General features: G+C 65.3%; 18 protein-coding genes. 12 read left to right on the top strand and 6 right to left on the bottom strand.

The features are described 5' to 3' along the window. Positions 1-29: 29 nt before the first annotated feature. Positions 30-395 (bottom strand): hypothetical protein, encoded by a 366-nt coding sequence (locus tag RDU24_RS08390; RefSeq protein ID WP_308735292.1) that lies wholly within the window; start codon positions 393-395, stop codon positions 30-32. A 535-nt stretch (positions 396-930) separates the two neighbouring features. Between RDU24_RS08390 and RDU24_RS08385 the strand changes: the two genes are divergently transcribed. Together RDU24_RS08385 and RDU24_RS08380 are read left to right on the top strand one after the other, a co-directional pair. Next, positions 931-1,374, top strand: coding sequence for an Hsp20/alpha crystallin family protein (locus tag RDU24_RS08385; protein WP_308735291.1), 444 nt, complete (start codon positions 931-933; stop codon positions 1,372-1,374). Positions 1,375-1,402: 28 nt separating this feature from the next. Next, positions 1,403-1,774 carry an Hsp20/alpha crystallin family protein gene (locus RDU24_RS08380; protein ID WP_308735290.1) on the top strand — a complete coding sequence of 124 codons (372 nt, stop codon included), beginning with the start codon at positions 1,403-1,405 and terminating at the stop codon, positions 1,772-1,774. 89 nt (positions 1,775-1,863) lie between these two features. On the opposite strand, the gene RDU24_RS08375 is transcribed toward RDU24_RS08380, so the two are convergent. Then, entirely contained in the window at positions 1,864-2,121 is a 258-nt protein-coding gene (locus RDU24_RS08375) for a hypothetical protein (protein ID WP_308735289.1), read from the bottom strand. Positions 2,122-2,456: 335 nt separating this feature from the next. Between RDU24_RS08375 and RDU24_RS08370 the strand changes: the two genes are divergently transcribed. The 6 genes from RDU24_RS08370 (at position 2,457) to RDU24_RS08345 (ending at position 11,365) form a co-directional block, all read left to right on the top strand. Then, positions 2,457-3,638 (top strand): SEL1-like repeat protein, encoded by a 1,182-nt coding sequence (locus tag RDU24_RS08370; protein ID WP_308735288.1) that lies wholly within the window; start codon positions 2,457-2,459, stop codon positions 3,636-3,638. Between the two features lie 715 nt (positions 3,639-4,353). Further along, positions 4,354-5,559: an ammonium transporter gene (locus tag RDU24_RS08365; protein WP_308735287.1), complete on the top strand. Its 1,206-nt coding sequence runs from the start codon at positions 4,354-4,356 to the stop codon at positions 5,557-5,559. A gap of 37 nt (positions 5,560-5,596) precedes the next feature. Then, entirely contained in the window at positions 5,597-5,935 is a 339-nt protein-coding gene (locus RDU24_RS08360) for a P-II family nitrogen regulator (protein WP_308735286.1), read from the top strand. Positions 5,936-5,954: 19 nt separating this feature from the next. Then, positions 5,955-8,843, top strand: coding sequence for a nucleotidyltransferase domain-containing protein (locus RDU24_RS08355; protein ID WP_308735285.1), 2,889 nt, complete (start codon positions 5,955-5,957; stop codon positions 8,841-8,843). Between the two features lie 96 nt (positions 8,844-8,939). Continuing rightward, on the top strand, positions 8,940-9,659 hold the full coding sequence (locus RDU24_RS08350; RefSeq protein ID WP_308735284.1) for a hypothetical protein: 720 nt from the start codon (positions 8,940-8,942) through the stop codon (positions 9,657-9,659). Positions 9,660-10,147: 488 nt separating this feature from the next. Beyond that, on the top strand, positions 10,148-11,365 hold the full coding sequence (locus RDU24_RS08345; RefSeq protein ID WP_308735283.1) for an ABC transporter permease: 1,218 nt from the start codon (positions 10,148-10,150) through the stop codon (positions 11,363-11,365). A gap of 178 nt (positions 11,366-11,543) precedes the next feature. Here RDU24_RS08345 and rsgA read toward each other — a convergent pair whose 3' ends face one another. The 4 genes from rsgA to RDU24_RS08325 all read right to left on the bottom strand — a co-directional run bounded on the left by rsgA (position 11,544) and on the right by RDU24_RS08325 (position 17,087). Beyond that, a complete protein-coding gene (rsgA, locus tag RDU24_RS08340) occupies positions 11,544-12,599 on the bottom strand; it encodes a ribosome small subunit-dependent GTPase A (RefSeq protein ID WP_308735282.1) in 1,056 nt (351 codons plus the stop codon). Between the two features lie 441 nt (positions 12,600-13,040). Then, the gene (locus RDU24_RS08335) at positions 13,041-13,763 is read right to left on the bottom strand and encodes an ABC transporter ATP-binding protein (protein WP_308735281.1); all 723 of its coding nucleotides are present in this window, start codon (positions 13,761-13,763) and stop codon (positions 13,041-13,043) included. An 11-nt stretch (positions 13,764-13,774) separates the two neighbouring features. After that, entirely contained in the window at positions 13,775-15,079 is a 1,305-nt protein-coding gene (locus RDU24_RS08330) for an ABC transporter permease (protein WP_308735280.1), read from the bottom strand. 427 nt (positions 15,080-15,506) lie between these two features. Then, positions 15,507-17,087: an alkaline phosphatase gene (locus tag RDU24_RS08325; protein ID WP_305571496.1), complete on the bottom strand. Its 1,581-nt coding sequence runs from the start codon at positions 17,085-17,087 to the stop codon at positions 15,507-15,509. 393 nt (positions 17,088-17,480) lie between these two features. Here RDU24_RS08325 and RDU24_RS08320 point away from each other — a divergent pair, with 393 nt between their 5' ends. From RDU24_RS08320 to RDU24_RS08305, 4 genes are all read left to right on the top strand, one after another. Further along, entirely contained in the window at positions 17,481-18,749 is a 1,269-nt protein-coding gene (locus RDU24_RS08320; protein ID WP_305571498.1) for an NRAMP family divalent metal transporter, read from the top strand. A gap of 15 nt (positions 18,750-18,764) precedes the next feature. Next, a complete protein-coding gene (locus RDU24_RS08315) occupies positions 18,765-18,944 on the top strand; it encodes a hypothetical protein (RefSeq protein WP_305571500.1) in 180 nt (59 codons plus the stop codon). A 24-nt stretch (positions 18,945-18,968) separates the two neighbouring features. Further along, entirely contained in the window at positions 18,969-20,240 is a 1,272-nt protein-coding gene (locus tag RDU24_RS08310) for a magnesium transporter MgtE N-terminal domain-containing protein (RefSeq protein ID WP_305571502.1), read from the top strand. A 297-nt stretch (positions 20,241-20,537) separates the two neighbouring features. Next, on the top strand, positions 20,538-22,886 hold the full coding sequence (locus RDU24_RS08305; protein WP_308735279.1) for a GGDEF domain-containing protein: 2,349 nt from the start codon (positions 20,538-20,540) through the stop codon (positions 22,884-22,886). Positions 22,887-22,997: the final 111 nt, after the last annotated feature.

Here is a 22,997-nt window from a genome sequence, read left to right as displayed (position 1 = left end):
CGGTCTCCTTGCGGTTTCGGTGGGCGGGCTCAGTCGCAGAAGGCTTCGGTGAACTCCTGGCGCGTGGCGAGGGGCAGCTGGCTCAACCCGTCCTCGCAGCCGGTGCCGCAGACGAGGTCCACCAGGGCCTGGGCGGTCTGCGGGGACTTGCGCAGGGTCTTGGCCAGGGCGCTGGTCATGGCCATGCGGCTGGCCTCCAGGCATATCCTGCCGCTGTCGGCCTCACGGCCCTGGGCGTGGCAGACCCGGTAGAGCTCGTACAGGGCAGGGCAGTCGAGGCTGGCGGCGCGGGCTGGCGCGGGCGGCAGGGCCAAGCAGAAAGCCAGGGCCAGGGCCGCGCTGAAGGCCAAGCGAGCCACCGGGAAAACGGATGTTCGGGGCGCAAGGTGCGACATGTGCGGCAGGCCTCCTGAAGCCCATCGTGATAGCCACTTCTCCCGCATCCGCTGGCGGCTTGCAAGAAAAATATGACGCCGCGCTGGGGGGTTGGCTTTCCACAGGCAGGCGGACCGAAAATAGTCCTTTACTTTGCCCGGCGCGTGGCTAGTATTTGAAGCAAGGACTCCTTCGGAAGGTCCGGGGTGCAGTTCATGGCGTTAACGCCAACGGAGGGTGTGCACGAATAGACCCCCAGCATCTCCTGACAGAATGGCGGATTGAGCCGCCCCACGCCACGAAAGAGCACAGTGCGCCGCAAGCGTGACCCGCAGGCCCGGACAAAAGGGGGCCGGAGTCCACCCGGGAGAACCGGGAAGCGGCGCACACACTTGATGAGCGCATCCCCCCTCCAAGACCGTATCTGCCCGACCCGTCATCTCGCCATCTTCCCACAGCCCTGTTGAAGCCGAGGCGCCCGTTCTCCACAGCTGTGCACTGCGTGTTTAAAACCTGCGCCTCCTCCTCTTGACTGTCCATGACCCGGATTTATCATTGCGTCACAACACCAAGAAGGAGGAAGGCATCATGGTGCTCGACTTCAACACTATCTACTACCCCGGCCGCTTCGAACGGCTCATCGAGGACTTCTTCAGGCCCCAGCCCGGAGAGGGGCGCAGGATGGCTTTTCCGCCGCTCAATCTGAGCGAGGACGAGGCCAACTACTATGTGCGCTCCGAGATACCCGGCCTGGCCATGGACGCCGTGGAACTGACCCTGACGGAAAAGAGCCTGGTCATCCGCGGCGAGAGGCCCACGGAGCAGGGCAAGTACTATCGCCAGGAGCGCCCGGCGGGGTTCTTCCAGCGCGTGGTGGCGCTGAACGTGCCCGTGGATCGCGACAAGGTGCGCGCAACACTGGCCGACGGCGTGCTCACCGTGGTCCTGCCCAAGTGCGAAAGCTGCGTTCCCAGGAAGATCAGCATCGACGTGGCGTAAGCCGCGCCGAGAAGCAGGAGGAAGCAAGATGAGCAAGAACACCGAGAACAGCAACGAGAGCAAGGCATTGCCCCGCGTGAGTCCGGCCACGGATATCCTCGAGCGCGAAGACGGCTTCTATGTCTTCATGGACCTGCCCGGGGTGAAGCGCGAGGACTTGAACATCGACATCAACGAGAACGAGCTGACCGTTACCGGACGCGCGTTGCAGGGGGCCTCGGAGGCCGAGTCCTTCCTGGAGGTGCAGTTCGGGCCTGGCGAATATGTTCGCGCCGTGTCCCTGTCGGACCGCGTGGACCGCGAGCGCATCAAGGCGAACCTGAAGGACGGTGTGCTGACCGTGCACCTGCCGCGCCTGGAGAAGCTGGCCCCGCGCCGCATCCCCGTGCAGACCGCCTAGAAGCGCCGCCCAAGCGAAAGGCATGAGCAGGGGCTCCTCCGGTCGACAACAGGCCGGGGGAGCCCCTTTCGCGTTCGCGACGAGCGCCATCACTCGGGCTGTACCCGGCCGCCATAGGGCGCAGGCTCTTCCGCGGCCAGGGCCTGCGGGGGCGCAAGGGACGAGGTTGTCCGTTGCGGTCTTGCGGCGTCGACCCCGTTGATGGAGAGGGAGGCGGGCGGGGCGCCATCAGACGCTTTGCGGCAGGGTGACGCCACTGCCGCGGAAACCGCGAAACCTCTTTGCCGAAGTTCTTCCGCCGTGGGCATCTGCCCTGTGGCGTCAGGAAGCAGAATGATGCAATGCATGATGCTCCTCCGTGCTCTTGGAGCCGCTGCTGCAGCTTCCGTGAAATAGTTCCTGCGATATCTATTCCAGCAAAAGTTGCAGAGTCCAGCACTTTTTCTACTTTTATCGTATAGAATGGCCTATTTGCGTTCCATGGGCATAATTTCTACGTTAAAAGTTTTTGCAATGCATGCGCCAGTGCTCGTTGCAATAGTGAAAGGAGCGCCAGGGCGCCAAAACTCTTTGCGCGTTCCGCGCGGGGTGTAGACATCCGCTCCAGGCGGGCCTAGTATGCGCATGCAGTCGGGCGCCCGCCCTGCGGCGTCAGGCCATAGTCCCAGGAGGTTTCCAGCCCGTGATCAGTTCCGCTCCCCGCCTTGACAGAATTCTTTGCGCCGTCGCGCTGGCCGTCACCCTCGTCGTCGGGTGCGCTCCGGGCGCGGCCCAGGCCAGCAAGGCCAGCCCGGGCCAGCCCTCCGTGCTGGAGCCGGACGAGAGCACGCTCTCGCCGAAGGTGCGCTCCCTCATGGCCAAGGCCCAGAACGGCGACGCCCACGCCCAGAATGAGCTGGCTCTTGCCCTGGCGCAGGGGACCGGAGCCCCCAAGTCTCCGGCCGTGGCGCTGCGCTGGTGGACCCTGGCCGCAGACAAGGGCCTGCCCGCGGCCCAGTTCAACCTCGGCCTGGCCTACGACCAGGGCTCCCTCACCGCCCAGAACGCGACCCTGGCCAAGGGCTGGTATGAAAAGGCCGCCGCCAACGGCAACGTCGCCGCCATGTACAACCTGGCCGGGCTGTTGAGCTCCGGCCACGGCGTGCCCATGAACCTGGCCCAGGCCGCCACCCTTTATGAAGGCGCGGCAGGGCACGGCCACGTCAAGTCGATGTACAACCTCGCCCTGGCCTACTCCCGCGGGCATGGCCTGGAACGCGACGACGCAAAGGCGGCCCGCTGGATGCTCAAGGCCGCCGAGGCCGGGCATTCCCGCGCCCAGTACCTAATGGCCCAGATGTACGCTCAGGGTCTCGGCGTGCACAAGGACGCCGTCAAGAGCGTCCACTGGCTGGAGCGCGCTGCCAAGGCCGGGCACTCCCGCGCGCAATACTCCTTTGCTGTGCACTGCCAGCAGGGCAAAGGCACGGCCCGGAATCATGAGGCCGCCCTGCACTGGTATCGGGAAGCCGCCAGCAGGAACCACACCGGCGCCATGACCAACCTCGCCCTGATCATGCTTGATAACGCCAACCCCGACAGGAATCCTGCCGAGGCCGAGCGCCTCCTGGTCAACGCCGCCGAGCAGGACGACCCCAAGGCCCAGTACAACCTGGGCGTGCTGCTGCTCTCCGGGCAGGAGCTGGCCGCCAACCCGGAGCAGGCCTATTACTGGCTGTCGCTGGCCGCGCGGCACGGCCTGAGCGAGGCGAAAGCCCTGCGCGAACAGGCCGCCAAGGAGCTGTCCCGCAGCCAACTCGACGCCCAGGCCAAGCGCGTCGCCGCCTTCAAGGCCAAGGCGAATGATAAGGACGACGGCCGCTAGCCTCGCCAGAGGGGCTCTGGCCCTCTGGACGTGCCAATGCGCCGAAGGGGCCGCCTCGGGGGAGACCTGGGGCGGCCCTTTCGGTTTCTTGTCGTGTGGAGAATGCGCGCGCGGCGTTGATAAAACTGTCGCAGCCGTGCTATGGCATGCGCACCCCCCCCTGCGTATTGTCGAACGAAAGGCACAGGCCAGGACGAATCGGCCAGGCTCCCAAACCAGGCCCGGCGTGCCAGATCCGCCAGCGTCAAGGCTCGCCGGGCACTGCGCCCCCTTTGCGCGGTCCATTTTTGATACAACGGCGACAATTCCCCCTCGCAGCAGGTGCCAATTTTACAAATTTGCTATCTGCATCGCGCTGTTTTGCGTTAGAGTGGAATGCCGGCCCACCAAAAGTGTAGCCGCAAACTTGTCAACCTCTTTTATTTCAATATGTTGCTGTTGTTTTTTGCGCGTTGGCCCGGCTCTTGCTTTTGTAGGCCACGCAGCACACGAAAACGCAAGCGTGACGACAAATGTGTATCCTGTGTCTGTGGGCGGATTTCGCGATTGGACCAAGCCACGCAACAGTGGATGCGGGGTGGCGGAGCTGAAGGGCGGGATTTGCCGAAACGGTAACAATAGAGGCACTGTTCACAAATTTGTAATGGAGTTGCCCGGCCGATGCGTCGATTCGGCGGGGCGAATAACGGACCCTGGCAGCAAGGAGGATCCCTCAATGAACGCGGCGGATACTGCATTTGTTCTCATCTGCTCGGCACTGGTCATGTTCATGACCCCGGGCCTGGCCCTATTCTACGGCGGCATGGTGCGCAGCAAAAACGTGCTGGCGACCATCATGCACAGCTTCATCCTGCTCGGGCTGGTCTCGGTGCTCTGGGCCGTGTGCGGCTACACCCTGGCCTTTGGCAAGGACATTGGCGGCCTCATCGGCGGCCTGGACTTCCTTTTCCTGAACGGCGTCGGGCTTGACGCCACGGGCGGCCCGGTGGAGAACATCCCGCACATGGCCTTCATGGTCTTCCAGTGCATGTTCGCGGTCATCACGCCCGCGCTTATCAGCGGCGCCTTTGCCGAGCGCATGCGCTTCGGCGGGTTCCTGGTGTTCAGCGCCCTGTGGCTGTTGGTGGTCTACGCCCCCATGGCCCACTGGGTCTGGGGCAAGGGCTGGATGGCCGAGATGGGCGCGCTTGACTTCGCGGGCGGCGCGGTGGTGCACATGAGCTCCGCGGCCGCGGCCCTGGCTGCGGTCATCGTTCTCGGCAAGCGCAGGGGCCACGGACACACCCCGTTCATCCCCCACAACCTGCCCATGACCGTGCTGGGGGCCGGCATCCTGTGGTTCGGCTGGTTCGGCTTCAATGCGGGCTCCGCCCTGGCCGCCGACGGCTTCGCGGTCAACGCCTTCGTCACCACGCACATGGCCGCCGCCGCCGCCGCCCTCGCCTGGATCTTTATGGAATGGCGCCACTCCGGCAAGGCCACGACCCTTGGCGCGGCGTCCGGCGCGGTGGCCGGCCTGGTGGCCATCACCCCGGCGGCAGGCTTCGTCACCGTCATGCCGGCCATCCTGATCGGTCTGGGCGGCGGAGTGTTCTGCTTCCTGGGCGTGCTCCTGAAGAACAAGTTCGGCTATGACGACGCGCTCGACGTCATCGGCGTGCACGGCGTGGGCGGCACCTGGGGCGCCATCGCCACCGGCCTGTTCGCCAGCATCAACAAGGCTACCGGGCTTTTCTATGGCAATCCGTCGCAGCTTTGGATACAGTTGGCGTCAGTGGCGGCCACCTGGGCCTTCTGCTTCGTGGCCAGCCTGATCCTCTTCAAGCTCGTGGACGCCACGGTGGGTCTGCGCGCAAGCGTGGAAGAGGAAGAGCGCGGCCTGGACCTGACGCAGCACAACGAAACCGGCTACCAGGCATAGTCGTCCCTCAGACAAGCGTAGAGAAGGAGCAAACATCATGAAAAAAGTTGAAATCATCACCCGCACCTTCAAGCTCGACGACGTCAAGGCCGCCCTGGCCGAGATCGGCGTCAAGGGCATGACCGTCAGCGAGGTCAAGGGCTTCGGCCGCCAGGGCGGGCACAAGGAAGTCTACCGCGGCGCCGAGTACCAGGTGGACTTCGTGGTCAAGGTGAAGATCGAGGTCGTGGTGGAAGACGCCCGCGTGACCGACGTCATCGCCGCAGCCACCAAGGCCGCCCGCACCGGGCAGGTGGGCGACGGCAAGATCTTCGTCTCCTCCGTGGACGAGGTGGTCCGCATCCGCACCGGCGAAACCGGAGACGCGGCCATCTAACGCCAGTCCAACGCAGTCCATGACCAGGGAAACCGATAGCGAACAAACCGGACCGGTCCTGCCGCCTTCAGCCATCGCGCTGCGGCAGGGCCGGTCCTCCCTGGCCGAGGCCGCCCGCGCGGGCGACCTTGCAGGCTATCCGGCCGCCGCCGCCGCCCTCATGGACGCCTATTTCCGAGCCCGCCTGGCCGAGCTGCCGCAGGCCCCGGCCACATCCCCGCCTTTTGCCCTCGTTGCCGTCGGCGGCTATGGCCGCGGCGAGCTCTGCCCCGCGTCCGACGTGGACGTGCTGGTGCTTTACGAGGGCGCGGTGCCGCCAAGCGCCGAGGAACTCTCCCGCGGGCTGTTCCATCCGCTCTGGGACATCGGCCTGGACCTGGGCCACGGCGTGCGCGCCCTCGCCGACGGCCTGGCCCTGGCCCGGGAGGACACCCAGGTCCTGACCTCGCTTCTGGACATCCGGCTCATCTCCGGGTCCGAGTCGGTCGTGGCGCGCTTCCGCCAGGAATTTTCGCAGAAGGTGCTGGCCCAGGCGGCGGAGCCCTTCGGCCAATGGGTGCTGGCCCACAACGCCCAGCGCCGTGCCGAATATGGCGACTCCTCCGGCCTGCTTGAGCCGGAGCTGAAAAACGGCCTGGGCGCCCTGCGCGACGTGCACCAGATCCATTGGCTGCTCGGCCTGCGCCCGGAGGCGGCGGAGCCCTTCACCCCCGGCGACCGCGCGGTGCTGGAGGAGGACTACGCCTTCGTGCTGGCCGCGCGCACGGCCCTGCACCTGGCGGCCCGGCGCAAGACCGACCGCCTGTCCTTCGACTACCAGCCCCAGGTCGCCCGCGCCCTGGGCTTTGCCGGGGCCGATCCTGTGCCCGACAACGCGGGGGAGCACGTCGAAGGTGATCAGCCCGACCCCTACGCCACCGGCCTCGCGGTGGAGGCCTTTCTCTCGCGCCTGCACCAGAGCATGACGCGCATCCGCTCCATGCGCCAGGCCTGCTGGCTCAACGCCTTTCCGCCCAAGGACCACACCCCGTCCCTGCCTTCCGGTGCGCCGGAGGGCATCGTCGACACCCCCACGGGCGTGGCCTTCAAGCCCGGCCTGGAGCCCTCCCCGGCACAGATCCTGGCCCTGTACGTGGCCGCCGCCCAGGCCTCCCGGCCCGTGGCCTGGCCCGCCCTGCGCGCCACGCGCCTGGCCCTGGCCGACGAGCCCACGCGGGCGGCTTTCGCCAGCCTGCCGGGAATCCTGGACGCGCTCATCGCCATTTTCCGCGTCTGCGGGCGCGACGCAGAGAGCTCGCCGCTCTCCCTGGCCGCTGGCAAGGCCAAGGCGCAGAAGGGCCTGGTGCGCGCCCTGAAGGGCTTCTTCGCCCCGGCAAAGGCCCCAGGGGAAGCCCCGGAGCCGCCCCCGCCGCCCACCATCCCGACCCTGTCCACGGCCCTGCAGTCCATGCTCGACACCGGGCTCCTGGCGGCCCTGGTGCCGGAGTTCGGGCCAGTGGAGCACCTGGTGCAGTTCGACGACTTCCACATCCACCCCGTGGGCAAGCACACCCTCGAGGTGGTGCGCACCCTGGCCGCCATGCCCGACACCGACCTGAACGGCGGCGACGCCTGGCTGGCCGAGCGCGCCCGCGCCATCCCGCATTTCGAGCGCCTGCTGCTGGCAGGCTTCGCCCACGACCTGGCCAAGCCCGACCGCGACCATTCCGGCGCCGGCGCACGCATGGCCACAGGACTATTGCGCCGCCTGGGCGCGGACAAAGACACCGTCGAGGACGTGGCGTTCCTGGTGCGAGAGCATCTGCTCATCCCCAAGACCGCCACCCGCCGCGACCTGGCCGACGAGTCCGTGTCCGCGCGGCTGGCGGAGGTCTGCGCCACGCCGGAACGCCTGGACATGCTGCACCTGCTCGCCGTGGCCGACTCCAGCTCCACCGGCCCCCGCGCCTGGAACCCCTGGACCGCCTCCCTGTTCAGCGAGCTGACCCTCAAGGCGCGGCACCTGCTCACCAGCGGCCCCCTGGCCGAGCCCCACGCCGTGGAAAAGAGCCGCAAGGCCCGCGAGGCCGCCCTGGAGCTGGCCGCCAAGGCTGTGGCCGGAGCCGCGCCCCTGGGCCGCGACTACGCCGAGGCCTGCCTGGAACGCATGCCCGCCCGCGCCACGCTGGTGCTCGACGCGCCCACCCTGGTGCGCCACATGGAGCTGGCCCGGCGCTTCCGCGCAAGCCTCGACGAGGACCTGGTGCGCAAGCCCTCGGGCAAGGCCGGCATCGGCGTGGTGGAGATCGAGGCCGTGCCCCTGCCCGGAGCCAAGGCCTTCCAGGTGAGCCTGGCTGCCCTCAACCAGCCCGGACTGTTCGCGGTCATGGCCGGGGTGCTCGCCCTGCACGACCTGAACATCCTCTCCGCCGAGGTGCTGACCTGGAACAGCCTGCCGCCGACCACCGCCGCAAACTTCGGCAGCGGCAGCATGGCGCTCGACATGTTCGTGGTGCAGGAGCCAGAGGAGGGCCTCTACCTCGACGACCTGTGGCAGCGCATCCGCCGCGCCGTGAGCTACACGCTGCTCGGCAAGCTGGAGTTGGAATACCGCCTGGAGCAGAAGCGCATTTCGCCGCTCACCCTGCCCTCGCGCGCGCCAAAGGCCCGCCGCAAGGTGCGCGTGGACTTCGAGGCCAGCGACTTCTACACGCTTGTAGAAATCGCCGCGCCCGACCGCCTGGGCCTGCTGCACGACCTGGCGCGCGCCTTGGCCTCCCTGCGCCTGGAAATCCACGTGGCGCGCATCGCCACCAGCGCCGGGCGCATCCACGATTCCTTCTACCTGCGAGGCGAGGGCGGGCAGCGCATCACCGACCCCGCCCAGGCCGAGGAAATCAAGAAGGCCCTGCTCTCCGTCTCGAAATGACGCGCCATCCGGCGACATTCGCCCCAACCGTTGCCAGCCACAGCGCTTTGCGCTAGCCTGCAGGCATCATCAACCAGATATCACACGGAGGCGCACATGCACCCGAAACGCACACTTCTTGCCGCGGCCGTCATCACCGGCCTTGCCGCCAGCATGCTCCTCGCGCCCGCGCCCAGCCAGGCCTTCAGCCTGGGCGGCCTCTTCGGCTCGCGAGTGGACAAGGAACTCGTGGCCCAGGTGCCCAAGGATAAACGCGCCGCCATCGACAAGGCCGACTTCGACAACGCCGTGGCCAACGAGGAAGTGGCCCTGGCCAAACTCAAGGAAGAACTGGCCGACCGCCAGGACGACTACGCCTCCATCGCCACCAAGCTCGCCAAGGCCCAGGCCACCGGGACCGAACTGGCGCTCGACACCGCGCGCATCAACGCCGTGGACGCCGCAAACCTCGGCAAGAAGGAAGACAACCAGAAAATCATGGCCGACCTGCGCGAGGACAGCATCAAGAACGAAAACGAGCGCATCCAGCTCAAGGCCAAGCTCGACCAGACCGACGTGTTCGTGCGCGACCTCAAAAATCGCGTGGCGGACAAGGAACAGACCGTCGCAGCCTTCAAGGCCCGCAGGCCCGGAGCGCCGCCGTCCACCGCAGTGGCCCCCGCAGCGGCTCCAGCGCCCGCTCCAACACCCGCAGCCGTGACGCCCGCACCTGCACCCGCCACCGCCGGAGTACAGCCCGAGGTGATCGTGCGCCAGGAACTGCCCGCGCCGCCACCCGCGCCAGCACCCGCGCCTGAGGCCGACCTGAAAAACTAGGCGGCCCCCCCTGGGCCTGGCCGCCAGAGATGCCTCCGGCGGCCAGGGGCTCCGCCCCCGGCACCCCCGCCGGTGGCCTGAGGCCCCCGGACCCCCCAATGGGGCTGGGCAGGGGTGGCCTGGACGGGCGCGTCGGCTGGGCTGGGCGAAGGCAATGCGCGCAGGTTTTCGGCGAAGACGCCGAAATACCTGCGCGCGGTTGGCCCCCTCTTGAGAGAGGAGGCGAAACGAGACGGGTGGCAGGCTGAATTTCTGAAAATAGAATTTTAGGAAGCCAAGTCGAAAGATCAGAACAAAGACACGCTCTCGTGGCTGGCCCCCCGAAATCCGAAAGGGCTGTTTCAGGTTCATCCTGAAACAGCCCTTTCGGCGTAAAATGGGGGTCCGGGGGCCGCTGCCCCCGGCGGGGTCCAGGGGCTGCGCCCCTGGGCTCCCTCGGGCCGCTTCCGCGCTTGCCCTGTGTGCCCTGGCGGGGCTACACTCTGTGGATGTTGCTCGACCTCAAGATAGCCCTGGCCTCGCTTTCCGCGCACAAGCTGCGCGCGGTTCTGGCGATGCTGGGCGTTTTTCTGGGCGCGTTGTCCTTCAACGGCGTGCAGCACGTGGCCGAGGCCATGTACAAGAATGCCGAGGCCGAGGCCGCCAAGCTTGGCCCCAACCTGTTCGCGGCCATGGCCGGGCAGGTGCGTTTCAACAAGGCGAGCGGCTCGGCGCGGTTCTCCGGGTTCGTGCGCAACTTTACCATCCCGGACGCCGAGGCTTTGGCCGGGGGGGTTGCGGGGGTGCTGGGTTTTGCGCCGTACTTCAGCGGCACCATGCCCATCCGTTCCGGCTCCACCACTGTGACCACCCAGATTCTTGCCACCTGGCCCAAGTATGTGGACATTCGCAGTTTCCGGCCCGAGCTTGGACGTTTCATCAGCCAGCAGGATGTGGACGCCAAGGAGAAGGTGGTGGTGCTGGGCCGCAAGATTGCCGAGCGGCTGTTCGGCAGGCCCGAGTCGGCGGTGGGCCGTGAGGTGCATATCTTCCGGGCCCGGTTCATGGTCATCGGCGTCATGGAGGCCAAGGGGCGCGACCTGACCGGTGCGGATCAGGACGAGCAGACCTTCATGCCCCTGTCCACCTACATGCGCCGCGCGGCCAACCAGAACTGGATCAACGGCGTGTACCTGCAGCTGGCCGAGGACGCGGACCTGGACAAGGTGAAGGCCGCTTCCGCCGCCATTCTGCGCCAGCGGCACCACCTCGACGGCAAGAAGGACGACTTCAGCCTGCTCACCGCGGCTGACTCCATGCAGCTCCGGCGCGAGGCGTTGGACCTGGTCCAGACCCTTGGCGCCATCACCTCCACCATCTCCTTCGCCGTGGGCGGCATGGGAATTTTGTCCATCATGGTGCTCATGGTCCAGGCCAGGCGCATGGAGATCGGCATCCGCCGGGCGGTGGGCGGCAGCAGGCGCGACATCATCCGCCAGTTTCTGCTGGAGGCCGGGCTCATGGCCGGGACAGGCGGTGCGTTCGGAGCGGCCGCCAGCGTGGGGCTCGTCCAGGCCGTGTGCGCCCTGGCGGGCTTTCCGTACGTGTTCGACCCCGTGCTGACGCTGGGCACCCTTGGCGGCTCCGTGCTGCTTGGGCTCGCCGCCGGGGCCTACCCGGCGCGGCAGGCTGCGCGCATCGAAATCCTGGACGTGTTGTCGGCCTAGGCGCGAGGGCGGAAATGCCGCCTTGGCGAGGGCCGTTGGCCTGGGGGGCTTCAGCAGGTATTCTGGCCTGCCAAAGCCCCCAGGCTGAACGGATCGCCAACGCCGTCTATAGTGGCGCGAGCGGCTCGTCCATGTTACGGCGCAGTGGCCGCTCCGTGGCCGCTGTCCGATGCCGGACCTAATCCCTCATGTGCTTCTTGACCGACTTGACGAACCGGCCAAAGGCCTTGTCCTTCCGGCGCTTATCGAGGGCTGACAGGGCGTTGTACTCGGACTCCTTCCTGAGCTTGAGGTAGTGCGCATAGCGTTCCCCGGCCAGCTCGCCGCCCTCGAGGGCGGCCCTGACGGCGCAGCCGGGCTCGTTTCCATGGCGGCAATCCGCGTAGCGGCATTGGGCCGAGAGGACGGCGATGTCCTCGAACCCGGCCTCAAGGCCTTCCTCCGCCCCCACGATGCCGAGCTCCCGCATGCCGGGCGTATCCACCAGCAGCGCGCCGCCCTGCAGGACGCAGAGCTGCCGGCGCGTCGTTGTGTGCCTGCCCTCGCCCGTGCCGCTCACGGACTGCGTCTCGAAGGCCTCCCGGCCCATGAGGCGGTTGACGAGGGTGGTCTTGCCCACGCCGGACGAGCCGAGCAGGCAGCAGGTCCGCCCAGGGGCGAGGCGCTGCCGCAGCTCCTCCAGCCCGCTGCCGGTGACGTTGCTGAGGGGCAACGCCTTGCCCCTGGCGAGGGCGCGGAGCACCCCGAGCTTTCGCTCCACCTCCTCCTCCGGGACGAGGTCCGTCTTGGTGAGCAGGACCAGGGGCTCCACGCCCCCGTCCAGCGCCATCACGAGGTAGCGCTCCAGGCGGTTCGGGTTGAAGTCGAACTGGCAGGACTGCACGATGAGGGCGAGGTCGATGTTCGCGGCGATCATCTGGCAGCCCGCCCCCGTCCCCGGCGCCCTGCGGCGGAGGAAGGTCCTGCGCGGCAGCAGGCCGTCGATGATGGCGAAGGTGTCGTCGTTGCAGTGGCGCACCAGCGCCCAGTCGCCCACGCAGGGCAGCTCCTCCGGGCTGTCGATGCCGAAGGACATCCGGCCGGACAATTCCGCGGGCACTTCGCGCAGCGCGTCGCGCACCAGGCAGAGGCCGCGGTCGACGGCGGTGATGCGCGCGATGGCGCAGCCCCCGGTGTTCAGGAGGGCTGCGTGTTGTTCAAACCAAGTGTTGTAGCCGAGTTCTTGCAGCGTCATTGTCATTCCCCGCAGGCGTCTGGCGGACCAAACGCCCGCTGTTGCGGTGTCGGTGTTCTGGACGCGGCGGCGACGGCTGTTGCGGCATGTGCGCAAGGGCAAGCGGCGCGCGCGACCAGAGGGTGCCTCGGGTACGCAAGGGGTGGGTGGCTGCTGGACGAACGTCGAGATGACCGGCCGGGCGATGCCGGGCGGGATCAGGATGGGCGGGACAGAAAGCGCCTCAACGGGAGCCGTCGCCTTGGGAAAGGGCGGCTCAGGCGCTGGGGGCGCTTACCGGCCGTGGCTCTCGCCAGCAACCGGGGAGGCAATGTCCAGGGTGATGCTGCTCAAAAAAACCTCTTTGAATCATACGTTTGATGCCGAATGATACCCGCGGGGGCGGCACGCGTCAAGTTCCGCGCCGGGGTGCGGCCCGGACCTTCTCCCGCCTCCCGGAACCTAGGCCATCAGGCCGTCGGTCATCCTGACCACGCGGTCGGACAGGCTCGCGTACTGTTCGTTGTGCGTGACCATGACAACGGAGAGGCCGTCCTTGTGGATCTGGCTGAGGAGCTCCATCACCGTGGCCCCGGTGGCGGAGTCCAGGCTGCCCGTGGGCTCGTCGGCGAAGAGCACGCGGGCGTCCTTGACCAGCGCGCGGGCGATGGCGACGCGCTGCTGCTCGCCGCCGGAGAGCTGCCCCGGCAGGCGGTGGCCCTTGTCGGCCAGGCCCACGCGCTCCAGGCACTCCAGGGCGCGCCTGCGCTGCGCGCCGGAGACGGGCCGAAGCCCGCGCATGAAGGGCAGCAGCGTGTTCTCAAGCGCCGTCAGGTAGGGCAGCAGGTAGTGGAACTGGAAGATCACCGCGAAGTCGCCGTGGCGCAGCGCGTTGACCTCGGCCTCGGTGGCCCGGGTCAGGTCCTGGCCGTTGTAGGTCAGCTGGCCGGAGTCGGGCCGGAGCAGGGTGGACAGCACCGAGAGGAAGGTGCTCTTGCCCGAGCCGGAGCGGCCCACGATGGAGACGAACTCGCCCGGCGCGACGGAGAGCGACACGCCCTTCAGCGCCTGGGTGGGCGTGCCGTCCTGGGTGAAGGACTTGGTGACGTCCACTGCTTCAAGCAGCGGGGTTCCGGCCATGGGGGCGGCGAAGGCGGCGGGCCGCGTGGTTTCGGTTGCGTTCATGCCGTGTCCTCCTAAAGGGTCACGAGGGCTTCGCTGGGCTCGATGGCCGCGGCCTTCCAGGCCGGAACAAGCGAGGCGAGCGAGGTCAGGAGCGCCAGGATCAGCACCGTGGCGGCGAGGTGCAGGGGCTCGAAGGACAGGACAGCGCCCTCGGCCATGTCCAGCACCGCCAGGATGCGGAAGCTCACCGCGTAGCCCGTCACGTACCCCGCCAGCCCAGCCAGCAGGCCGATGCTCGCGGCCTCGGCGCAGAAGATGGAGAACACCGCCCGGCGCGAGAACCCGAGGGAGCGCAGGATGCCGATCTCCTTCTTGCGCTCGTTCACGGCGGAGAGCATGGAGATGCCCACCATGGAGCAGCCCGTGAGCAGGATCACCAGGCTCACCGACAGGATGAGCTGCTTGACGAAGTGCACCGAGTACATGCGCTGCTCCACGATGTTCCTGAGGGTCTTGATCTCCACTCCCGGAAGGGCCGTGGCGAGCTGGTGCACTATGTCCTCGATGGGGCAGCCGGAGCACAGCGCCGCCACCTCCACGAAATTGGCCTTGCCGGGACGGCCCACGGCGTTTTGCACAAAGGTGAGGTCGGCCAGCAGCACGTTGTCGTCCTCGCTGCCCGTGGGGGCCAGGATGCCCGTCACCACCATGTGCGTGTTGCCGAGGGGGATCTCGGAGCCGAGCTTGAGGTTCAGCTTGGCCGCCGCCGCGCTGCCAACAAGAACGCCGTTGCCCTTGTAGGTGTCCAGCGGAACGCCCAGCGGGGCCATGGCGGCCTGGGGCAGGCCCGTGGGGCTGGCCGCCGCGGGGGCCGGGGCCGAAGGAGCATGCATGCCCGAGCCCTTGGGCTTGGCGCTCATGGGCGCGGGCTCCTCGCCGGGGATGGCGCCCTGCTCGACCATCCAGTAGCCCTTAAGCAGCTTCTCCTGCGCGAAACGCACGCCCACGATGGCCACCGCCGTGCCCTGCACGCGGTCCATGACCACCAGCTTGGGCGCGATGACCGAAATGTTCTTGCGCAACTCGATGGCGTCGACGCGCGCGATGGTGTCCTTCTCGTCAAGGTAGGTCACGTCGAAGAGCATGTCGCCCAGGGCGAAACCTCCATAGCTCACCGTGAGCTTCTCGCTCTTGGGCGAAACCAGGATGTTCGCGCCGAAGCTCACCAGCTTCTTCTCCAGGCCCTCGCCCACCACGCGCGAGACGAAATTGAGCGAGACGATGCTGACCACGCCGAGCGTGAACACAAGCAGCAACAACAGCGTGCGGACCCACTTCTTGCGGGCGTTGCGGAGCGCGATGGTCAGGATGTTCATGAAGGATGCCTCCGGCGCAAGGGGCGCTGCCCCTTGACCCCGGCTCAAAGATTTATTAAAAAATGCTCTATGACTGAGTGTTAGGTGGTTATTGCATCGGTATAGCGCGTGAGACGATGGCTGTTGGCTCAAGTTGACGCAATGGAGCTACCTCAAGACCAATGATTCCCCTTTGAGTGTAGACCGGTATAGAAATATCACATTTAATTCAGGGCTATTGTCAACTTGCCATGTCGATAGTCCCTGCATGCGCGGGACACATATGATGGTTGAACAGCGACTTGAAGCAGTGCGAAACGGGTTTATTCAACCTTACACCAATGCCGCCCCCCTCCAAGGAAGTCACCACGCCCCATCCCCACAAGAGACGTCCACATGAGTGAACCAATCGTGGCGAGGCACGGGATGGCCACCCGGCCGCTTTCCTCTACACAATATGTCGACGGAACATGCCCACGCCTTTGACTTTTGCCAAGATGAGGGGCCGCGCCTGGGCCAGAGACATGGTGGGGTTCTTGTGGGTCACGCCGAAGGCGCGGCACATGACGTCAAAGAGTGCTGTGTTGTCCACCAGACGGTCCAGGCCGAGCTCCTTGGCTTGGTGGCCGTAAGCGAGGAGAAGCTGGTCTTCGGCAGTGTGGTTGCAGGAGGTGAAGCCCACGTTGCCCCGACGCAAAGACGGCGCGCCTTTGGACGGGTATGCGCTGTGGGCCAGGATTTTCCCGATAGTGGCGTCAGGCTGGTAGATGAAGTCGCCAGGGAATGGTTTGTAACCAGGTTGCATGGATTCGTGGATGAGCCGCGCCTCGTCCAAGTTGATGGGAAAGCCCGACATCTCGGCCACGAGTTGTTGTATCTCGCCCACGCTCTTGTCCTTCATGCGCTTGATGGTGGCCTCGAAGGAGGCCTTGCCGGCACGGTAGGAGCGCAGGGCGCTGGTGGCGTCGTTATACTCCGGCCCGGTTCCGTTGACGCCCCAGCCGGAGTTCCCGTGGTCCGAGGTGACGATGACCAGGGTTCGCGGGTTGACCTTGAGGAAGGCGTCGATGACGCCCAGGGTGTCATCCAACTCGATAGTGTCCATGATGGCTGACCAGGCATCGTTGGAGTGGCTGGCGTGGTCGATGCGCCCGGCCTCCACCTGAAGCAGGAAACCGTCGGGATTCTTGGCTAGGCGCTTCAGGGCCGCAGCAGTCATCTCTGGCAGGGAGGGCTGGGAGCTAAGCGCCGAGTCGTTCAGGCGGTCCACATGGTAGGCGATGTGCGAGGGAGAAAACAGACCCACCAGAGGCCTGGCGTGCGTTGGCGCGGCCAGAAGCGAAGCCCGGTCGGTAACGGTGTCATAACCAGCCTTGGCGAATCCAGCCAGCAAGTCGAGTCCGTCCTTGCGCTTCTTGGCGTCGAAGTGGGTGCTGCCGCCGCCCAGGAGCACATCGGGGTTGAAGGCCAGCATCTCACTTGCAATGGCGTCCTCACTGTCGCGGTCAGGCTGATGTGAGATCCAGGCTGCCGGGGTGGCGTGGGTCACGCGGGTGGTGGTGACCAGGCCTGTGGCCACGCCACGCGGCTTCACCAGCTCAAAGATGGTCGTAAGCGGGCGGCCGTCTGGCAGCACGGACAAGGAATGGTTGACCGTCTTGACCCCGGTGGCCCAAGCTGCCGAGGCCGGAGCCGAGTCCGTGACGATGCTCGACAGGCTGGCCGTGGCCATGTAGCCCACGGAGGACTTGGGATCGCGCAGGCGGGCATACAGATTGGAGTCCGCCCGGCCAAAGACCCCGGTGCGGATTTCGTGCATGGCGCGCACCACGCCCAGGGGCATCCCGTCGCCCACCACGAAGATGACGCCGGGCCCCGCCGCGCGCTCGAAGCCGTCTCCCGCCGTCTTGCCCGCGCCCTGGGCCTGCCCGAGCATCATGCCCGGCGCCAGCGCCGCAAGCACTCCTGTTCCCAAAAGCCGCAGCAACTCGCGTCTGCTCAGTCCGTCCTGCTGTGTGTCTTCACGCATATCCGGCTCCTCCGTGGTCTAGCGGTGTTCCGAAGCATGCTAGCCCCGCAACAGGGCGCCAGTGTGACGGGAGGGTGAAAAGTGCATGACGGTGAAGACCAGCCGCCCGTGCAGGGATAGCTGGCCTGTTCCTTCGGACCGACTTGGTCTTCAAACGTTCGCCAGCGGCGGAGCCACCGTCCACCTGCGGTCGGCACGTTTTCGTCACGGAAATGTTGCACAAAGACAGTAGACGCTCCGCGCGGTCGAGGCCTAATCCTTGAACGCCTTGGAACCGCCCGCTCCCCTTGGTGGAGATCCCAGGCCAGGCCCTGGACCGCCTAACCGGTCCCGTTTCCACGAGCCCCACCGACAAAGAATACTGGCGGCCAGGGGTGGCACATGGAGGTTCTCATGAACATCTTCACCAAGCTTTTCTACATGTTCCGCCGCAGTTGGAAGGCCCTGCGGCTCTTCCTCATACTCTCCGGTCCTGGCCTCGTGGTCATGATTGCCGACAACGACGCCGGCGGCATCACTACGTATGCCGCCACGGGCGCCAAGTACGGCTACAATTTCATCTGGTTTCTCATCGCGCTGGTGCCCGTCGCCTACTTCGTGCAGGAGATGACCGTACGTCTGGGTGCGGTGACCAAGCGCGGGCACGCCGAGGCCATCTTCGAGAACTTCGGTGCCTTCTGGGGCTGGTTCTCGCTCATCGACCTCGTCTTCTGCGACTGGCTGACGCTCATCACCGAATTCATCGGCATGACCGCAGCCATGGGCATCTTCGGGGTGCCCCCCTGGCTGACCATCCTCGGCGTCATCGGCATCATGGGCTTCATGGTGCTGAACGGTCGCTACTGGACCTGGGAAAAAATCACCATGGGCTTCTGCCTGCTGAACCTCATCTACATCCCGGCGGCCTTCTGGGTGCGGCCGGACACCTCCGCCGTGCTCGCAGGGGTCATTCCCAATCTTCCTGGCGGCAAGTTCGACAACCAGCTCTTCTTCTTCCTCATGGCCAACATAGGCACCACCATCGCGCCCTGGATGATCTTTTTCCAGCAGAGCGCCGTGGTGGACAAGGGCATGACGGAAAAGGATATCCCCTTCGGCAAGTTCGACACCCTGCTTGGTTCCATCCTGACCGTGGTGGTGGCGGCCTTCATCATCATTGTGGTGGGCACAGTGCTGCCGGGCATGGAGATTGACGACGCAGCCCAGGCCTCCAAAATGCTCATGGGAACCCACGGCTATGCCGGAACGTTCATGGCCATCGGGCTCTTCGACGCAGGGCTCCTCGGCGCCATCTGCATCTCCCTCGCGAGTTCCTGGGCGCTGGGCGAGATCTTCGGCTGGGCGCATTCGCTCAACAACAAGATCAAGGAAGCTCCCTGGTTCTATGCCGCCTACTTTCTGGCCCTTGTCACCGCCGGCGGCGTGGTGCTTATCCCCGGTGCCCCGCTGGTGCTCATCACGCTCTTCGTGCAGGTGGTGGCGGTGACGCTTCTGCCCGCCGCCCTGGTCTTCCTGATTCTGCTTTTGAACGACGAAAAGACCATGGGTGCATACAAGAACACGCTCTTTGAAAACATCGTCAACATCGGCATTGTCTCGGTCATCGTCGTGCTCTCCTCGCTCTATGCGGCCAGCGCGCTGTTTCCGAGCCTGTTCGGCTAGCCAGGGAGGCTGACCATGTTCAAGAACTTCATGCGCAAACACTTCCGGAAGATCAACGAGATCAACGAGAAATACGCCACGCCGAGCCTGGTCATGTCCCGCCCGGTCAAGGTCTGTCTGTTGCTCCTGCGCTGCTACCTGCTGCTGCTGGTGGGCCTGCTTCTGTACAAGTTCATCACTGTGCTGACGGCGTAGCCCAGCATTATAAGGGAGAACATCATGGTCCAGCAGAACAATTCTACCTGCACCGAGCAGGCCTATTCCCTTTCTGACCTCCTCGGCCTGAAGGTCGTATGGAACGGCAAGAAGATCGGCAAGCTCGACGATATGGTCATCCGTGAGACTGAGGTCTTGCCGGAAATCACCGACATCATCGTCCGCCGCTCCTTTGGCTACAAGTCGCTGTTGGTCCCGTGGTCCGACGTCGAGATCGGGGAGCGGGAGGTCGCGGTGAGCCTGGAAAGCATTGAAAGCCGCGAGAAGGACCACTTCGACGGCCTGGTGCTTTTGCAGGATCACATCCTGGATAAGAAAATCGTAGACCTTGAGGACCATGAGGTCGAGGTGGTCTACGACGTGCGCCTGTGCGGCCGCAGTGGCAAACTGTTTGTCAGCGGCGTGGACTGCTCGCGCCAGAGCTTCCTACGCCGCATCGGCCTCAGCCGCCTGGCCAGCTTCATCAGCGACCTGGCGGCCACCCTCAAGGATGAGCCCATTCCCTGGAAATTCGTGCAGCCGCTCTCACATGAGCTGGGCCGTTTCACTGGCAGCCTCAAGCTCAACATCCTAAAGGACAAGATCCATGAGATCCACCCTGTGGACCTGGCCGACATCCTGGAGGAGATGGAGCACGATCAGCGCCTAGCCATCTTCAACGCATTGGGTCTGGAAAAAGCTTCCGACACCCTGGAAGAGATCGAACCCCGCGTGCAACGCGAAATCATCGAAAGCATCGGCGACGAGATGGCCGCCGACCTTATTGACGAAATGACCCCGGCCCAGGCTGCGGATGTGCTTTCGGCCCTGCCGGCCTCCGATGCCGACGACATCCTGGCCCTGATGGACGAAAAGGACCATGTCGAAAAGATCGAGTCGCTCATGGACGACCACGACAAGGATATCGCCGACTTCGCCACGGACAGCATCATCACCTTTCCGCCCGAGACCAAGGTCGACGAGGTCTTTCAGCAATTCCGCGAGGTCGCCCGCGACAAGGACGTCATCTGGTACGTCTACGTCCTCTCCGGCGACAACCGTCTGCTCGGAGTGGTCAATTACCATTCGATTCTGCGCGCAGAGCCCTCCCAGCGGCTGGACGCCATCATGACCACCGGCGTCAAGAGCTTGGCCCTTGGGGACACCCTCAAGGACGCCGCAGCCATGTTCGAGCGCTATGGCTTTCGGGCCATTCCCGTCCTGGACGAAAAGGATGTGATCCAGGGCGTGGTTCCCTACCGAGACGTCATGAAGCTTAAGCATACCTATGTATAGCAAGCGGCCACGCGGTGCTGATGTAGCCCTCTCGCATTAGGTCAACTCCTACAGATCATCCCTCCCCAGGTATTCCTGGCCATGGGCGGGAGCAACCGGCACTACCGCTAGCCGCAAGCTTCGCGCTCCACCTACGCCCGGACGGACATGTTTCTCCGGGCGTTTTCCATATTTTCTGTACCCAATGCTTTCCAGGTTGTCACAAGGGCGTCACACAACCGTCGTCGGGACATAACTATCTCCACGCGAGACATACACGTCACATACACCACACAGCCAGATCCCCCGAGGTCCGCAATGATCAAAACCGTTTTGCACCTGCTACGCAATGGCAAGCATGCGCCAGCAGCCGACACTGGCGCTCCTGACCTGCGCACAAACCGCCTGCGTGAACTCGTGCGCAATGGGCAGGACTTCGACATCCTGCTCATCAACGTGCGCGACTTCCCCCTGTTGCGCGAACTTTACGGCAACGACCTGGCTCAGGAGGTCGAGGCGCAGCTCACTGCCGTGCTCCGCCGGGCCGTCAGCGAACGCCTGCATGTGGTGCCATTTTGTATGACGCTTGAACCTGGCGAATACCTGCTGGGCTGGCCCAGCCAAGGAGATGATCCGCGCACTCAGCACGACACGGCTTACGAGATCCGACTCCTGGCTCAGCGCGAGGCCAACGCGCACCTATTGCGCTGGGCCGGGCGTGAGCTGGACCTGGGATTCGGCTGCGCTCGCCACACCGTAGCCAAAGGCCAGGACCGCGAGGCCCGGCTGTTCCAGGCCGTGAACGAGGCCCGGCTGCGCGCCAAAATGCGCCTGGATTTAAGCCAGCTCTCCCTGTCCACCGAATTCAATGCCATTTTGCACAACCGGGACGTGCGCGCGGTGTTCCAGCCCATCGCAGACTTCACCACCGGCACCATCCTGGCCTGGGAGGCCCTCGCGCGCGGCCCCGAGGGCACGGCCTTTCAGTCCCCGGCCATGCTCTTTGACTTTGCCGAGCAGTCCGGCAAGCTCTTCGCCCTGGAACGCCTGTGCCGCGAAAAGGCCATCAGCACCCTGGGACTCATAGCCCCTGGGCAAAAGCTCTTTCTGAACATCCATCCCAAGACCATGGCCGACCCGAATTTCACCCACGGCAAAACGCTGGAGCTGCTCGAAACCGTGGGGCTCGCCCCGGAGAACATTGTTTTTGAGATCACCGAGCGGCACAGCATCACAGAGTTCGCCCTCTTCCACCGCACGCTGGACCACTACCGCAGCCAGGGCTATCTGGTGGCCATCGACGACGCCGGGGCCGGGTATTCCGGGCTCACCTCCATCGCCCAGATCAGGCCGGATTTCATCAAGATCGACATGAGCCTCATCCAGGGCATCGACAAGGATCCGGTGAAGCGCGCGCTCATCGAAACCTTCGTCACCTTTGCCGACAAGATCGGCTCCAAGATCATCGCCGAGGGCATCGAGTCACAGGCCCAGGCCGCCTGCCTCATCGACATCGGCGTGCATTACGGTCAGGGCTACTACCTGGCCAAGCCAGCCACGCCCAAGCCCTCCCTGGCGCTCGACACCACCTATCTGCGGACCCGTCAGGAGCAGACGCGAATCAGCACCTCCTGCCTCATGCCTATCGGCAATCTTGTGGAGGCCGCGCAGGTGCGCCCGGCCGGGATGCTCGTGCCCGACGCCCAGCAGTGCTTCGAGTCCACACGCCAACATACCAGCATCGTGATTGTGGACGAGGAGAGGCCCATCGGCCTGGTCATGGAATACCAGCTCAATCGGCAGCTCTCCGGGCAGTTCGGTTCGGCCCTGTATGCCAAACGGCCCGTGGAGGCCATCATGGACCGCAGCCCGCTCATCGTGGACGAGGCAACGCCCGTGGAGCAAACGGCCAAGGCCGCCATGCAGCGCGAGAAGATCAAGGCCTACGATGACATCATCGTCACCAGCCAGGGGCGGGTGTTGGGCATCGTCACCGTGCAGCGGCTTCTAAGCACCCTGGCGAGCGTCCAGGTGGAGATGGCCAAGGGCACCAACCCGCTCACGGGCCTGCCCGGCAACGTGACCCTGGAGCAGGAGGTCGAGGCCAGCGTGGCGGCCGGGAAATGCTTTTCCATCGCCTACGCCGACCTGGACAACTTCAAGGTCTACAACGACACCTATGGCTTCAAGAACGGCGACCGGGTCATCAAGCTGGCCGCAGACCTGCTGGACCACAGCGTGCGCCGCTATGGTGACGCCACGGCAAAGCTCTTTCACATCGGCGGGGACGACTTCGTTTTGATGAGCAAGCCAGAACACGTGGAGCGCATCTGCCAGGCCACTACGCGCAGCTTCAAGCGCCTCATCCGGGGCTGCTACTGTCTGGAGGACCGCACGCGCGGCGAGGTCATCGCCACGGGCCGCGACGGCGTGGAGCGAACCTATCCACTGGTGTCGCTCAGCATCGGCATCCTGGAGATCGGCGGACCCTGCAGTCTCCAGGAGATCGGCGAACGCGCCGCGTATGTGAAGAAATACGCCAAGTCCCTGCCCGGTAATGTGTACGCGAGGGATCGCAGGCAACCGCTGGGCACCGAACAACTGCCCGGAAACGGTCAGGGAGTCTGCGCCGAACCTGCCCCGCTCAAGGAAGACTCTGCAGCCTGATCCGGTGTTGCGGAACCTTTGCCCCGACGTAACGCCAAGGTAACAATGGGCGCCCCGGAGGGGTCTAAGGTGAACGCAATTGCAAGTAACGCTGCCTTTCATCTCATTCAT

Origin of the sequence: Humidesulfovibrio sp., from assembly GCF_031082295.1 — a bacterium.
GTDB lineage: Bacteria > Desulfobacterota > Desulfovibrionia > Desulfovibrionales > Desulfovibrionaceae > Humidesulfovibrio.
This window is presented reverse-complemented; position numbering and strand designations above follow the sequence as displayed.